This is a genomic window from Neiella holothuriorum, assembly GCF_019457915.1.
Lineage (GTDB): Bacteria > Pseudomonadota > Gammaproteobacteria > Enterobacterales > Neiellaceae > Neiella > Neiella holothuriorum.
The window spans coordinates 72,480-86,985 of record NZ_JAHZSS010000012.1; the positions used below are offsets into that span (position 1 = coordinate 72,480).

A 14,506-nucleotide genomic window follows, 5' to 3' on the forward strand; every position below is an offset into this window, starting at 1 on the left:
ATTTCTTTGATCTTGCGTTCAATAAAGTAATAAATTTCAAAGCAATGCCTGTTTTTTGGTTAAACTGGGCAAATTATTATGTTGGCGGCAGGATAGTAAATGTGGCAGATAGCTAAGCTCTACGCATTCATGCTGATTGCAGCTTTTAGCTTGATGCTGGGCGTTAGCGCAGAGTCAAAACCGCCATTACCTCAAACGATCGATATATTGATCGATACAGAATTTGTTCATTCAACCCTTTCCCCCAATGAGCAACGTGCCGAGCTGAACTGGTTTCATAATGCTGGCAGCCCCTACGCTGGCATGACCATACACGTTGTTTCAGAAGATATTCCCACCCACCGATATGAATCAGACGTATTGGCAAAAGCCTTCTACGACTTAACCGGTATTCACGTGATTCATGAAATCACCAAAGAAGACGACGTGGTCCGCAAGTTACAAGTGCAAATGGAATTAGGCACCCACATTTACGACGCTTATGTTAACGATACCGATTTTATTGGTACTCATTCGCGGTATAAAAAAACACTGCCCATATCAACCATGATCAACACCCAATGGCGTGACATAACCTTGCCTAGTCTCGATCTGGCCGATTTTATTGGTTTAGATTTTGCGAAAGGTGTTGATGGCACGTTATACCAACTACCAACACAGCAATTTGCCAATCTCTATTGGTACCGCCATGACTGGTTTACAGATCCAAGCCTAAAGCGCCGCTTCAAACAATATTTTGGTTACGAGTTGGGCGTGCCGCAGAACTGGGCCGCCTACGAAGATATTGCCCATTTTTTTACCAACATTGTTGAAAAAATTGATGGGCAACGCGTCTGGGGCCATATGGATTACGGCTTTTTTGAACCGTCATTGGGCTGGCGAATCTCCGACTCGTGGTTAAGTTTAGCGGGCGCCAATGATCGCCAGTACCAAGCGGACAATGACTATGCTGAATACCACGGGGTAAGCGATTGGGGTATACGAGTAAAAGGATGTCATCCGGTTGGCGCGTCTGTTTCTCGCGGAGGAAGTTTAGATAGCCCAGCCGCAGTCTATGCCGTTAACAGCTACATCAATTGGCTGTATGAGTACGCGCCGCCAAACGCCGTCAATCAAACCTTTAGCTCGTCAACTGAGTCGCTTAGTACCGGAAATATCGCTCAACAAATATTTTGGTATACCGCTTTTATTCCTAAAGTATTAACCGAAGCGCTACTCGACGACGATGGGCTTCCGGTATGGCGCGTCGCGCCAACACCAAGGGGCAAGTATTGGCAGGTAGGCATGAAGTCAGGCTACCAAGATATTAGCGGCTGGACGTTCATGACCTCAACTCCCCCAAAAAACAGCGAAGCGGCCTGGCTTTACGCCCAGTTTGTGGTGTCAAAAACCGTTTCAATGGCTAAATTCCTGCACGGCTTCACGCCCATCCGCCAATCGGACTTACAATCAGACTACTTATTGAAAAATGCGCATCGGTGGGGCGGCTTGCTTGAGTTTTACAACAGCGACGCGAGAAATCACTGGTCGCCAACTGGCCTAAGCGTACCCGATTACGCGGCTCTCTCCAGTGCTTGGTGGCAACACATAGGGCCTTTGGTTGGCGGCAGAGTGGATGCAAGCGAAGCCATGTCACAATTAGCCGCAGACATGGATGAACGCCTAGAAACGATTGGTCAAAACACCAATATAACGTGTCAGCCAATACTCAATCGTAAAACGCCAAATGAACATTGGTTAAATCAAACCGGCGCACCGTGGCCTGAACAAAAACAACAGCCTCAACCTGTGACATTAACGTATCAGGAGGCGTTATCAATATGGCGCGATTAGGGTTGTTGCTACTCCTGAGTTTGATGCAGAGTCAGGCGCATGCGCTAATTAACCTGCTGGTTTACGATTACCCTCCCCTTGTTGAAACTCATCAGGATACAGAGCCAACAGGCCAAGTTGTTGATTTAATCAAACCCTTGTTCAAGCGGGCTGAAGTTCCTTATCAGTTCGTTAAACAACCTCTGCGAAGAGCCCTACATCAAACCTCTCAGCAGCGCGATTATTGCGCCTTTCCTGTTGCGCGTACCCAGCAACGTGAAGCGAATTTTAAATGGATTGGCCCTATCGCCATTACGCGCCACAGCTTTTACTCTACGTCCGACAACCCTATCCAACTGGTCACACTGAATGACGCGAAAGAACTAACCATTGGCGTATTTGCGGGATCAGGCGTATCTAAGTACCTCAAAGACAATCGGTTCAAGATCTATGAAACGTCGAGCATTCAACAAGGGATGCAAATGCTTAAGCACCGTCGCATCGATCTGTGGGTAACCGAAGCACAAGCAACTAAAGAGCTGGCCAACTATGGCATGACTAATTTGAATTCGAACTTGAGCTTTTACACAAGCATTAGTTTTATGGCATGTAATCGAGACCTTCCTGAAAAGATACATCGCGCGTTAACTACAGAGCTAAGTCACATGCATCGTTCAGGAGAGACTCAGGCACTTTTACACGTTGGCTTCTAGTCCATCCAGTATCACGACGATAGCTGTTAAAGCGCGTAATTCGGATTCCTGCATCAAACAAATGCCTTTGATTAATCGGCTACTCAATTCAGCAGCGTTACAAATTGAGCTTGGCGTTCATGTCACCCTTGTGCCACCATTGCCGTTATCAACTTTTATACCAAATGCACCTCATAATTAATCATGCCCGCTGCTAAGTATCACAGCATTAAACAATTTTTATTTAATGAAATTGCCTCTGGACGTTGGACTGAACACCAGCGCGTTCCATCAGAAAATGAGCTAGCTAACCAGTTTAAGGTCAGTCGCATGACGGCGCGCCGAGCGCTGCAAGAACTGTCAGATGAAGGTGTGTTATTGCGCACCAAAGGCTTAGGGAGCTTTGTCGCGCCATTTAAGAGCCAAAGCTCATTGGTGCAAGTACAGAACATTGAAACTGAAATCGTACAGCGTGGTCAGAAGCACACTGCTGAATTGATTACCTTGGAATCAAGAGAGTCCGATCAAGAAGTATCGATTGCGTTAAGCCTCCCTATTGGTAGCCCTGTCTTTTTCGCCGCGTTGATCCACTATCAAGATGGTCAACCGATCCAACTCGAAGCACGCTATGTCAATGCACGCTTGGTACCTGGGTTTATTGATCAAGACTTTAAGCAGGTCACGCCACACGAATATCTATCCAAAACACTACCGCTAACCGAAGCTGATCATATCGTCGAAGCGGCATTGGCTGATCGGCAAACGTTGCATTACTTAAAGCTCAACGCGCCACAAGCCTGCTTACAATTAACCTGCCGCAGTTGGACCGCCCTAGGCGTAGTGAGTTATACCCGCCTAACCCATCCTGGCACTCAGTTCCGATTGAGCTCACAATCAGCCGTTAACTAACGAAAAATGCGCAGTGCCATGTAAATGTCATTTCCGCATGGTTAATTAGAAGCTCGGTTTTTGGCGACAAACGAGCAGGTCGATAAACAGCATGAAACGAATCGTTTTATCGGTAACGGGCAGCGTTTTATTTGTCGTTGGCATTATTTTGATCCCAATGCCGCTGCCTATTGGCGCCATCATCGCCATTGCTGGGCTGGCACTATTGATTCACAGCAATGAGTTTGTGCGCCAAACCATACGTAATTGGCGTCAGCGTTACCCCGACATCAATGAAAAAGTTCGTCGCGCCACCGTTGCATTACCAAAGCCATTGCAGCGCGTTATACGCCGCACCAAACCTGTGATAAATCGCCATAAAAAAGGCGCGTCAAAACGCGCCTTTACGAATCAATCAACACCTAATTAATTTAGCGCCCGTTCAATTGCAGGCTGCATGATTTGTTCGGATGTTTGGCCTAAATCGTTCAATAAGCGAGCGTCGTGACCGTATATATCGTCATGAATGATTAGGTTGTTGTCTTCATCAACAATCGCGGTGAGGTAGATAATACCAACTGTTATCGGCTTCTTGAGCGATACGATTTTGGCATCTGTTGCATCAAACTCTTGCTGTATAGACAACTCGTTCCAGCCTTCTGGGCTCAATACCCAGTTCGCTAAGCCTGGAACATCGGCAACACGGATGCAGCCGTGGCTAAAATCGCGACGTTCTTTGGCAAATAAGCTTTGCGCTGGCGTGCCATGTAAGTACACATTGTTGCTATTGGGAAAAATAAACTTCGCTTCCCCAAGCGCATTATGAGGGCCATTTGACTGACGCAGTAGGAACTCGCCTCGTTTCAATGCGGCAATGTTTTCTGGTGTAGGCGGGTACACTTCGGCAGTCTTGGAAAAGAATTTCACCAGCTGAAAGTTATGCTCCTGTAAGAACCCTGGCTTATCAACATGCGGAATGTATTCGCGCTTCAAGATGCTCGTAGGAATGTTCCAATATGGGTTAAACACCATGTAGGTCATATCTGCGACAAACAATGGGGTGCGGTAGCGACGGTAACTTTTACCGACGATAACATCGGACACGAAGGTTAATTGCTGATCGCCCTCTTCGTTAGCATCAATGCCGTACATGGTAAATGACGGTACGTTGACCAAAATATAGCGAGTATCAACAATTTCTCTCGGCAACCAACGCATGCGCTCCATAGTGGCGATGACTTGTTTCTCACGTTGTTGCCAGGTTTTATTAAGCACCTTGTAGGTTCGTTGGCCGATAACGCCATCTTGGCCTAATCCATTTAGAAACTGTAATTGCTTAACATTGGCCGTCATGGTGGCATCGTAAGTACCGCCGTAACTCATCAGTTGCGCGTTAGGGACCAGCTGCGTCAACCTATCAGCAAACTTGTTGTAGGCACTTTGATCAATGGCATCACCCGGATGCAATGTTTTACCAATCTCAATTTCATCAAATGCAAGATCGACCATTTGTTTATCGACGATCGTCTTCATGGCTTGCTTTAACCGGCGATACAACAAAGAGCGAGGTTCCATTTGTTGTAAAATGTCGGTGGCGCTTTGGCCGTCGGAAATACGTTGTAACAGCACTTGTGGGTCTGCTGGGTGAACGATAGCCGGCATGCCCTGATGGTGAGCGGTTGGCGGTGTTCTGCCAACGCGAACATCCGCAGCGTATTGCAGAAACCCGAGGGTTAACAATAACTCAGCACGCGATTTGGATAAGTCACCAAAGGCTGTTTCAGCCAGAATCATGGTAATAACGTCAGCGAAATAGTCATCCGGCCGGAGTCCGTTATACGACGCTTGTTGTAACGCGCCCAGTAACGCCTGTCCCTGCGTAGTCAGCTCGCCGTTAATAAACCAAATGGGTTGGTAGTCGCGAAATTCATAGAAATTAACCAAATGCGAATAATGTTCGCCAAAGCGCGGTAATTCAGCTGTTTCTTCTGGCAGTTCACCGTTTAAATTCTGGTGAATGTAATCGCTGATGTTAGCTTGGGCTACGCCAACACTCAGGCCAATCAACAAAATCAAAGCTTTCAACATAATGCGTCCTTGACGATTGAAATTCGCGCAATAGCTAGGCTATTGCAGCAGGGCTTACTAATGTGTTTACAGACTAGTCTAAGAAACGCCATAAGGTATGAGACAAAAGCGAATTCAACACAATGAAATCGCTTTAGAAATAAAATGAGGGGTAAAAGTGGCGTTATAGCCGGTTGGCAATCTCGTCGGCCAATCCAGAGCTGCGCCCAATTCGCTTTGACAGGGCTTGTTGCCAAACACTCGAAGAACTAATAACCGTAAGCTGTTTGCGCGCTCGGGTGATGCCGGTGTATAGCAATTCAGGGCTTAGCAAATCATGCGGATTTGGCGGTAATAACATCGCGACATGGCCAAATTCAGATCCCTGGGTTTTATGAATCGTCATGGCATAGACAGGCTCTGTTGCCGGTAGCCTCGCTAAACTGATGCGGCGATAACGATTGTCGCCGGTCTCAAACCAAGCCATTAATCGCCCTGCTTCGTCAGGCCAGATTAACCCAATGTCGCCGTTAAACAAGTCTAAACCATAGTCATTTTCAGTGACCATGATGGGCCGTCCGCGATATGGGTGATCGAGCTTCATTACCCAGTCTTCATGCCCGTTATAGCGTCGCATTAACAATTGTTCTATTTTTGCATTCAACGGCTCAACACCATAATCGCCTTGCCGTGTCGCCACCAAAATGCGGAATTCAGCGAGCGCCTCAAATGCGTGCTGTAGTGATGATGCCAGTAACACCTTGCTGTAATTCTTAACGGCATAGGAACTAATCCATGCTTCAGCGTCGTTAGGATCAATGTAAAAAAGTGGCTGCTGTTGCGTTGCTTGTGCAGTTTCTATGTGCCTATCGCGTAATAACGCCCAACTTTGCGCACTATCACAGTTGATCACCAACTGCGCGATCTCACCTATCTCGCCCGAAAAGCGGTGACTTTTACGTAACATGGATTGATGGTCAAATTGCGCGCTTGAAATCACCGGTACCTGTTGGCCACTAATCGCATTTATTTGCGCAGCACTAACATCGCTATAGCCGGTCACCTCTTTACGAGTGATATCAGCCAACACACAACCAGCGCCGACTGACGGCAATTGATCAACGTCGCCTAATAGAACCAACATGGCTTGCGCTGGTAGCGCGGCAAGCAAACGCGCCATCATTGCAGAGTCAACCATTGAGACTTCATCGACTAATAACAGATCACAATCTAATGGATTATCTGCGTTAAAGGTGCACCCAATTTTATCGGGGCGATAGCCAAGTAAGCGGTGTAGCGTTGATGCTTGTTGAGGGATTGCCGCGAGCAGCGATGGCTCGGCTTCTCCTTGCTGCAAACTATGACGCGAACTTTCGATTGATTCGCTCAGTCGCTGTGCAGCCTTGCCAGTTGGCGCCGCCATCAATATTTTAAAGTTATCGTTTTGTTCTGCGGCCAGTACTGCCATTAACAGGCGCGCCACGGTGTAAGTTTTGCCGGTACCTGGGCCGCCACAAATGATGGTGAGTTGACGACCAAGCGCATTCGCAACAGCAACTTGTTGCCAATCAATTTCCGCACTGTCTTTGCTCTGCGAAAACAGACGTGGCCAGAGCGCCCTAACCCGCGCCAGCTTATCCGCATTAAGGGGCTGCGATTTTACGCGCGTTGCGATGCTATCAGCGATGAACTGCTCATCATGCCAAGCCCGCAAAAGGTACAAACGGTTGTTCACAATTTTTAGCGGAATGGATTCGTCGAGCTGCGCCGCGCATTGGTTTAGAATCAATTGCAAGGTTTCCAAATCAGCAAAATGAAATCCTGAGGAAAGCTCTAATGGCTCGTGCCATAAGCGCTGGTTCGCTAATGTCGTAATATCCAAGCAATTGTGCCCTTGCCGCTCGTACCAACTGAGCGCCAACAACAAATGAAACGCCATTGGTCGACTCGGTTGCGGCAAACTTGACTCAAGCGACTGGTAGCACTGGCGCGCTAAGAAGAAATCAATGGCTTCAATGCCCTTTAACTGTTGCTGGCAAGCCCTAGAGTTGGCGTAATTCATGATCGCTCCGCTACTAAATCGTTGGTCACTTTGGGCGAATGATTGCCGCTAAACATGGCATCTAATTGGTTGAGCAAGTCAACCGAAATTGCACTGTAGTAAACACCTGGATAATCGGTGCCCTCGATTGATTGCTGATGCATGCCACGTAAATACAAGTAATAGGCACCGCCAAAGTGACTCGCCGGATCATAATCTGGGATCCGTACCGCCAAATAACGATGTAACGCCAGACAGTAAATCAAATACTGCAGATCGTAATGGTGAGTTTGATTATTCGCTTTAAGTTGCTTGTACTGGTAATCGTCTGGTTGAGTGCCCAGATGAGTACTTTTGTAGTCCGCTACGTAATAGCGGCCTTGGTGTTCGAAAATCAAATCGATAAAACCGTGCATCATGCCGTTTAATTGATGCTCTCCGGGTAATGACACAGGCTGGCCATCCCCTCGATGTTGCTGCAAACAAGCCGCTAATTGGGTACGTTTTAGCGCCGCGATAGGAAAGTAAAATTCACTTTCTCGTAATGTCTGAGCACGGCTTAAGTCGGCCATACAAAAGGGCTGGTCCGAATCAAACATATTCGGCATAGGCGCAGCAAACACTTCGCTCAGCCAAGTTTTTAACTCACAAACGTCTTGCTCTTCTAAATAACCGAAACGTTGCACTGGCGCCTCTAAAGCGCTATCCCATTGCGGATCAGCAAAGTCGATATGCTCACAAATATCGTGTAACAAATTACCGGCCGCGGCACCTTTTTTGAGCGTATAGCGCAACTCAGTGACTGGGGCTGGTACCACATCGGACTCGAGCTCTGTTACTTGATCAATGCGCTCTTTTTGATCAAGTTTGACCTGATGGGCAAGTCGCGTGATTGCTGAGAATGAGGTTAATTGCCAGTCATGGCGGAGCTCGCCAGTGAAATGTGCCGCGTTGAGTTGTAATGGCTCATCCGTTACGGCCAGTTGATGTTTTGCCTGTGGCGGCTCGTTGCCACTCAACAACGAACTCGCACCTGCTGAGGTCGCAACAACATCGGTAATTGTTTGTTGCCAATCTTTGCCTTTGGCCATGTGAAGCACTTGCCCAAGTGCAGAGCTTTCGCTATTTCGAAAAGGCGCGGCACCGATATAACAACGATGTGCTGCGCGCGTTACGGCTACGTAGAGCAAGCGAATGGCTTCGGCATGGCCTTCGCGGCGAACACATTCAACAGCCTCGTCTGATTTGCCAAGTTGGCAAACTTGTTTTTGTGCGGCCGGATCTTGGTAACGAAACACCTGCTGAAATTTAGCGCCAGCTTTGGCCGGATCTTGGTACTTATTGGCAAATGGGATAAAAACGACTGGGTATTCCAACCCCTTAGAGCCATGCTGCGTGACGATGCGGATCAGCGCTTGGTCACTCTCAAGCCGCAATAAATAATCATCTTGGCTGTCGGGCTGACGTTGCTGTTGGCCAAACCAATTCAACAATTGCTGTGGTTGTTTGTATTGGCGAGAACGCTGCTGCAAGATCTCAGCAAGATGGAGCATGTTCGTCGCAGCTCGCTCATGGGCATTCGCTGGCGGCTGATAGTGATACTGTAGTAACCGCAACATCAACGCCATAATGCCTTTTTGCTGCCACAACTGACGCAGCGTCAATACTAAGGCCCGCGCTTGCTCGAATGCTTGTTCATGATCCGGCGATTGAAAGTCAGCTAGCGATTGCGCGCCAAAACCGAGCAAGCTTGATGATAACGCCCGCAATAGTTGACGGTTACTCTGACAATGCCATATCCCTTCTAGTGCAACTTGTAGCGATTGTGCTTCATCACTGTCGAACAAACGCTGACGATTGCTGACAAACACTGCATCAAGCCCCTGCCGCTGCAATGCCTGTTTTACAAAACTGGCTTCACGGGCCGAACGCACCAAAAATGCAATGTCAGGGGGCGCTAATGGCTGGTCGCCAAGCGTCGTTTCGGTCAGTAAACGTCGGGCTTCTAACGCACACCACTTGGCAAGCTGCTGTTGCAAGCCGTCGGTACTATCGTCCTCTAGTCCCTCACTATTAAGCCAAACGTATTGCATCGCAGCGCTACGCTGCGGATCGGTCAGCGGCGAATCACAGGCGCCGGCTTTGGGGGTGGATCGAATTTGTTGATAGTGAATGCCATAACCAAACACATCAGCAGTTGGTTCGGCTAGCGCGTTTCCCCAAAACAGTCGGTTATAACCACTGACCATGTCGGCAACCGAACGCCAGTTGGTATCCATTTCCCAATGAAAATCGGCTGCTTTTCGCGCCGTTAAGTACGTAAAAATATCGCCACCGCGAAACCCATAAATAGCTTGTTTCGGATCGCCAATCATTAACAACAAGGGTTGCTCGGGATGGTCCGATTCGTCAATGGCCTGATCGCTAGCGCCGGCGTTACGCGGGTAAAGAATATCGAATATTTCATATTGCGCCGCGTCGGTATCTTGGAATTCATCAACTAACGCAACTGGGTATTGTTGTTGTAATTGCTGGCTTAAGGCGCCGGTGGGTTGCTCGCGTAGACGCGTATGAAGGCGGCTAATCAAGTCATCGTAATCGAGCATTGCGGCTTGCTGTTTACTGTCATTGATGCGGACGCGGATATGGTCTATGCCAACCAGTACCAGCTGATAGCTTTGGGCTAACTGATGATTTTGCTCATCGACAATGAGCTGTTTAGCGGTGGCAGTTAGCGCTTTAAGCGCCTGCAATAGCGGTTTAAACGGCGCCGCTTTCGAACGATATTTACTGAACGTTGCAAATTTACCAGCAAGTGATGTTGGGTAGTCAGCTAGCGGGCCGGTTAAGCCATCAAGTAATACGTGCCATTGCGGCGCTAAGTCCTGCTGGCTGTCGAGCAAATACGATAAAATTGTGTCTTGCTCAGCAATTAAGTTTGCTTTGACATCACCCGCTTGGTTTGAAAAGTTGCGATGTTTTTCGACCAAATCATCGGCCAACAAGTGATTGGCATAACCATTTCGAATGGTGTCTTGGTTCGTTAACAAACCGCCGAACTCAGCGATAAATCGCTCAGGAACATGCCCCCCCTGCGCAACTAAATGTTGGTAATCGTCTGGTCGACGTTGTATTTGCCGTAGCCAGTCTTGTACGGCTTGCTGTTGAATTAAGCTGGTATCCGCTTCCATACTGACATCAAATGGCAGGCTGCTTTCGAACGCCTGTTGCGACAACACACGATTACAAAAGCCATGAATGGTATAGATTGCCGCTTCATCTAGTTCCAGCAAAGCCGCTTGTAGCCGCTGGCGAACCTCTTCCGCATCTAACGCGTTCTCCAAATAGTCAAAGAAGGGATCGCTAGCGCCCAATGTTCCCCACCCCGCTAACGCTTGGCGTAACGTAGCAGCAATGCGACCTCGAAGCTCTTCGGTGGCCGCACGGGTGAAGGTCATAACGAGAATTTGCTGCACCACCAGTTTTCGTTCAAGCAACAGCCGTAAATACAAGCGCGTGATGTTATAGGTTTTACCGGTACCCGCGCTCGCTTCAATTAAGTGGCGCCCAAACAGTGGTAACGACTGCGGCTCAAGTGGTTTAGCTTGGGTTGGCTGACGACTCATAGGTTCGCCTCCGTCATGGCCAACGCGCTATACATCGGCTGGTAAACGCGCTCTAGTAGCGTTAATAGAGACTCTTCTGGCAGCGCAAATGGATCGTCGCCTTGGTAAAACCAACTTACATAAGGATCATCTGCCAACCCTGGAACATTGCTAAAGGTGTTGCCGTCTAAAGTACTTCGCCATGCTTTTAGCAGGTCGCCTTCAGATAGTTTTTCTGACAGCGGTTGGTTTGGGCTTTTTTGCCAAATAGCCTGACCAAATTTTGCAAATACCATAAGCGGTTCACACAAGCCTTGCTGGTAAGTCGTGAGTAAATCGTCGAGAACGGCGCGCGCTTGTTCAGGCTGAATGTGCGCACCAATTTCAACGTCAATAACTTGATGGCTTTTGGAATCGAGATAAAAGCCAAGGCTGGTGATGGCCTTGCCGGCAATTAATGTTCCAACCAAATGATGTAACCACAACTTGGTTAATTGGGTGGCACTTGCGCTACCTGGGTGATAGCAAATCACGCCTTGCTGATCGCCATACCAAGTTAACTGCGCGTCGATAATATGGGATGTTAACGCCGTGCGCTGACTTGTGGTTGGTAATGGTGACACCGCGGTAATCGCCTCGACCATTCGCTGCGCGCGCTCTAACCACAACTCAACGTCAGACTCGGTTTGGGGGCTTTGAGGTAGCAAACCCGAAGCCTGCAACATGTTGATCTCGGGCTCAACTGGTTTGCCTTTTAAAATCACCTCAACCAATTGTTGAGTGCCGCCAAAACGCATCAGCGAGTCGGCGGCAAAAGGCTCCGCATCATCTAATGCTTGATCGTATTGTTCCAAATTTAGTTGCAAGCGCTCGTTCGCAAACGTTCGTAGCGGATGATTAAAAAACTGACTAAGCGCAGCTACTGTCAGCACCGGCGTTGACTCGCTGCTATCCGATTCAAATGTTAACTGACAGCGCCGCTCGCTGGACTCTAGCGGCTTAGCAAGCCTCATCCAACCGCCATCAAAACTTTGCCCCTGACTAAACAACGAGGAGCTAAACGGGTGCAACGGCATTTGCTGCAATTGATCGTTGGCGCCTTCAAATTGCCAGCCATAGCCGCGATGCAAATAATCCATGAGTTCGGTTAATACCAACGAAGGTTGACGCTCATTATTGTCTTTCGCATCTCTTCCTTGGTAACTGAGAATTAAGCTTTCGCGGGCTGATATCAACGCCTCCAAAAACAGGTAACGATCATCTCCGCGGCGCGAACGATCGCCTTGGCGGCGCCCCAGTCGTGCCATCAAATCAAAACTAAGCGGGTTACTTTGGCGCGGAAAAACACCGTCATTCAAGCCCAAAATGGCAATGACTTTAAATGGAATACTTCGCATCGGCACCATTGAACAAAAGGTCACTTGCCCAGTCATAAAATGGTTGCCGGTGTCCGGCTGAGAAAAGTGGTGCGTCAAATAATGCCTAACCACCGATAGTTCAATGACGTCCTCATATCCGGCTTGCGCGCAATGACTAACAAAGCCCGCCAACACGTCCTGAATATGACTCATTAAATCGAGTTGCTCGGCTTCGGTAGCAAATAGCTGTTCCAGCTGTTGCCATAAATAGTCACGCCACTGCGTTGCCGTACGAGCATTGAGTAATGCAGTAGCGGTAAAGTGCAAAGCCTCTAAAACTTGCATCAGTCGGCCGAGTAAAATGCCTTGCTGACCATCAACTGCGGGTAACCACAATAGGCCTTGGTGGAGCTCTTGCTGACCACTGGCAAAGCCATTAAGCAGACGAGTCAAACCCCATTGCCACGAGAATGTTCCTTGTTGATAGCTAGCGCCAGCGACTTTCTGTTGATGATCGGCATCAATTCCCCAATGGATACACGCATGCCGCAACCAAGACTCAATGGTTTCTAGCTCAGCGTCATTCAAGCCAAAGCGCTCTTGCAATGCAGGTACGCGCAAGTAGTCCATGATTTGACTGACTTCAAAGCGACTATCAGGCAACTGCAACAAAGATAAAAATGCATTAACGACAGGTTCGGCGTCGAGTAAGGTGCGGTCGGCAATTGAACACGGCAGCCGTGGCGAGTCACCTTCAGCCTGCCCTTCCCTTGGATGGCGAAAGACTGCTTCAACATAAGGTGCGTAGTCTTCAATGCGCGGACACATCACCAGCACGTCGCTGGGTTTTAAATCGGGACGCTGTTGAAACAGATGCAACAATTGATCGTGGACCGTTTGAATTTCGCGCAACGCACTATGGCATGAATTAATCATGATGGAGTCGTCGAGCTGCGGTGTTGCTGACGGCTCAGTGCGCGCATCGTGCAAATTGAGAATGTCATTTTGCAGCGACGCCAGTACACTCGACCGACCGTGCGGTTTGATGTCGTCGCCGGGCTGATTATAAGCAGAGATCTCTTGCAGCCCCAATTGCTGCAGTCCATTGAACAAGTCTTTCCCCTGTTGGCCTAAGTTAGCCAATAGTGGGTTACTTTGCTCTTCTTCAATCCAGCGTTGATATTGAGACTCGCGCATTGTTTTGGCTTGCGCTTTATCCGATTGTAAGTCGCCCCAAAAATCAACGCATGGATTCAAATGAAATAGGTGAATATCGATGTGTTGACCCAACGCATTAAAAAAGGCCAATGATTGGGGGGCCATGGCGTTGATAGCAAACATTGAAATTTGCTTCGGTAGTTTGTCTGCGTGCTTGGCGAAGTTGTGCTGCAATTCGTCCATCAATTGTTGTTGCAGCGATACTGGATGCAACTCATTTTCAGCAACCAGTAAGCGCCATAACAAGGCTTGCCATTGCTCATCGCCACAGGCGCTGTCAGTTAACTGATTGGCTTGCCAAGACAACAGCCAATCGTGGCGATACATCAAATACTGCTCAAATAGATCGGCTATTTTAGTGGCCAGCTGAAAGCGCTTGAGGACGTCATTCGTCCCCAACCAATAATCCGATACTAGTGCGCAACAAGACGCGCTCAATACCGGTTCGCTGGCAAGCAGTTTATCAATACGCCATGCCATCACTTCACGGCGGTATGGCGACTGCCTGGGGACTTTTGATCCTAATACCTTCCTAGCCGTGTCCCAAATAAATCGAGATGGCATGGGGAACTCAAGGTTCATCGCCACCCCCTGAGATTTCGCCAACTGCATATTGAGCCAGTGTTGCATCCCCTGGCTTTCAACCAAAATAGTATCAGCAGTTAGTGGTGAGCTTTGGCGAAACTGCAGCACGGCTTCAAGCAAACGCGCTAAGACTTCTAATCGGTTAGACGGATAAAGAGTGAGCACAAACCGAACCTTGATGATGGCTTAAAATTTCTAGCACCAAGGTTACTGTGATTCACCCTAAGGATCGAGAAAAGA

Annotated in this window: 8 protein-coding genes; 4 read left to right on the plus strand and 4 right to left on the minus strand. The window is 48.4% G+C overall.

From position 1 onward, the window contains the following. Positions 1-99 precede the first annotated feature (99 nt). The 4 genes from K0504_RS11030 (at position 100) to K0504_RS11045 (ending at position 3,822) form a co-directional block, all read left to right on the plus strand. On the plus strand, positions 100-1,833 hold the full coding sequence (locus K0504_RS11030; RefSeq protein WP_220104252.1) for an ABC transporter substrate-binding protein: 1,734 nt from the start codon (positions 100-102) through the stop codon (positions 1,831-1,833). Continuing rightward, the gene (locus K0504_RS11035; protein ID WP_220104253.1) at positions 1,821-2,525 is read left to right on the plus strand and encodes a substrate-binding periplasmic protein; all 705 of its coding nucleotides are present in this window, start codon (positions 1,821-1,823) and stop codon (positions 2,523-2,525) included. Before K0504_RS11030 ends, K0504_RS11035 begins: the two co-directional genes overlap by 13 nt. Before the next feature lie 183 nt (positions 2,526-2,708). Then, positions 2,709-3,413, plus strand: a complete 705-nt coding sequence (gene hutC / locus K0504_RS11040) for a histidine utilization repressor (RefSeq protein WP_220104254.1) — start codon at positions 2,709-2,711, stop codon at positions 3,411-3,413. Between the two features lie 91 nt (positions 3,414-3,504). Then, positions 3,505-3,822 carry a PGPGW domain-containing protein gene (locus K0504_RS11045; RefSeq protein ID WP_220104255.1) on the plus strand — a complete coding sequence of 106 codons (318 nt, stop codon included), beginning with the start codon at positions 3,505-3,507 and terminating at the stop codon, positions 3,820-3,822. Here K0504_RS11045 and K0504_RS11050 read toward each other — a convergent pair. From K0504_RS11050 to recC, 4 genes are all read right to left on the minus strand, one after another. Then, the gene (locus K0504_RS11050) at positions 3,819-5,480 is read right to left on the minus strand and encodes a L,D-transpeptidase family protein (protein ID WP_220104256.1); all 1,662 of its coding nucleotides are present in this window, start codon (positions 5,478-5,480) and stop codon (positions 3,819-3,821) included. The two genes, K0504_RS11045 and K0504_RS11050, sit on opposite strands and share 4 nt — an antisense overlap. A gap of 163 nt (positions 5,481-5,643) precedes the next feature. Then, positions 5,644-7,521 carry an exodeoxyribonuclease V subunit alpha gene (gene recD, locus K0504_RS11055; RefSeq protein WP_220104257.1) on the minus strand — a complete coding sequence of 626 codons (1,878 nt, stop codon included), beginning with the start codon at positions 7,519-7,521 and terminating at the stop codon, positions 5,644-5,646. After that, the gene (gene recB, locus K0504_RS11060; RefSeq protein WP_220104258.1) at positions 7,518-11,126 is read right to left on the minus strand and encodes an exodeoxyribonuclease V subunit beta; all 3,609 of its coding nucleotides are present in this window, start codon (positions 11,124-11,126) and stop codon (positions 7,518-7,520) included. The genes recD and recB overlap by 4 nt, the downstream gene beginning before the upstream one ends. Further along, positions 11,123-14,431, minus strand: coding sequence for an exodeoxyribonuclease V subunit gamma (gene recC / locus K0504_RS11065; protein ID WP_220104259.1), 3,309 nt, complete (start codon positions 14,429-14,431; stop codon positions 11,123-11,125). Before recC ends, recB begins: the two co-directional genes overlap by 4 nt. Between the last annotated feature and the right edge of the window lie 75 nt (positions 14,432-14,506).

What these genes read in the sequence shown, in the direction of transcription:
- K0504_RS11030 (WP_220104252.1), top strand. Translation starts at nt 100, where the DNA reads ATGTGGCAGATAGCTAAGCTCTACGCATTCATGCTGATTGCAGCTTTT.
- K0504_RS11035 (WP_220104253.1), top strand. Translation starts at nt 1,821, where the DNA reads ATGGCGCGATTAGGGTTGTTGCTACTCCTGAGTTTGATGCAGAGTCAG.
- hutC (WP_220104254.1), top strand. Translation starts at nt 2,709, where the DNA reads ATGCCCGCTGCTAAGTATCACAGCATTAAACAATTTTTATTTAATGAA.
- K0504_RS11045 (WP_220104255.1), top strand. Translation starts at nt 3,505, where the DNA reads ATGAAACGAATCGTTTTATCGGTAACGGGCAGCGTTTTATTTGTCGTT.
- K0504_RS11050 (WP_220104256.1), bottom strand. Translation starts at nt 5,480, where the DNA reads ATGTTGAAAGCTTTGATTTTGTTGATTGGCCTGAGTGTTGGCGTAGCC.
- recD (WP_220104257.1), bottom strand. Translation starts at nt 7,521, where the DNA reads ATGAATTACGCCAACTCTAGGGCTTGCCAGCAACAGTTAAAGGGCATT.
- recB (WP_220104258.1), bottom strand. Translation starts at nt 11,126, where the DNA reads ATGAGTCGTCAGCCAACCCAAGCTAAACCACTTGAGCCGCAGTCGTTA.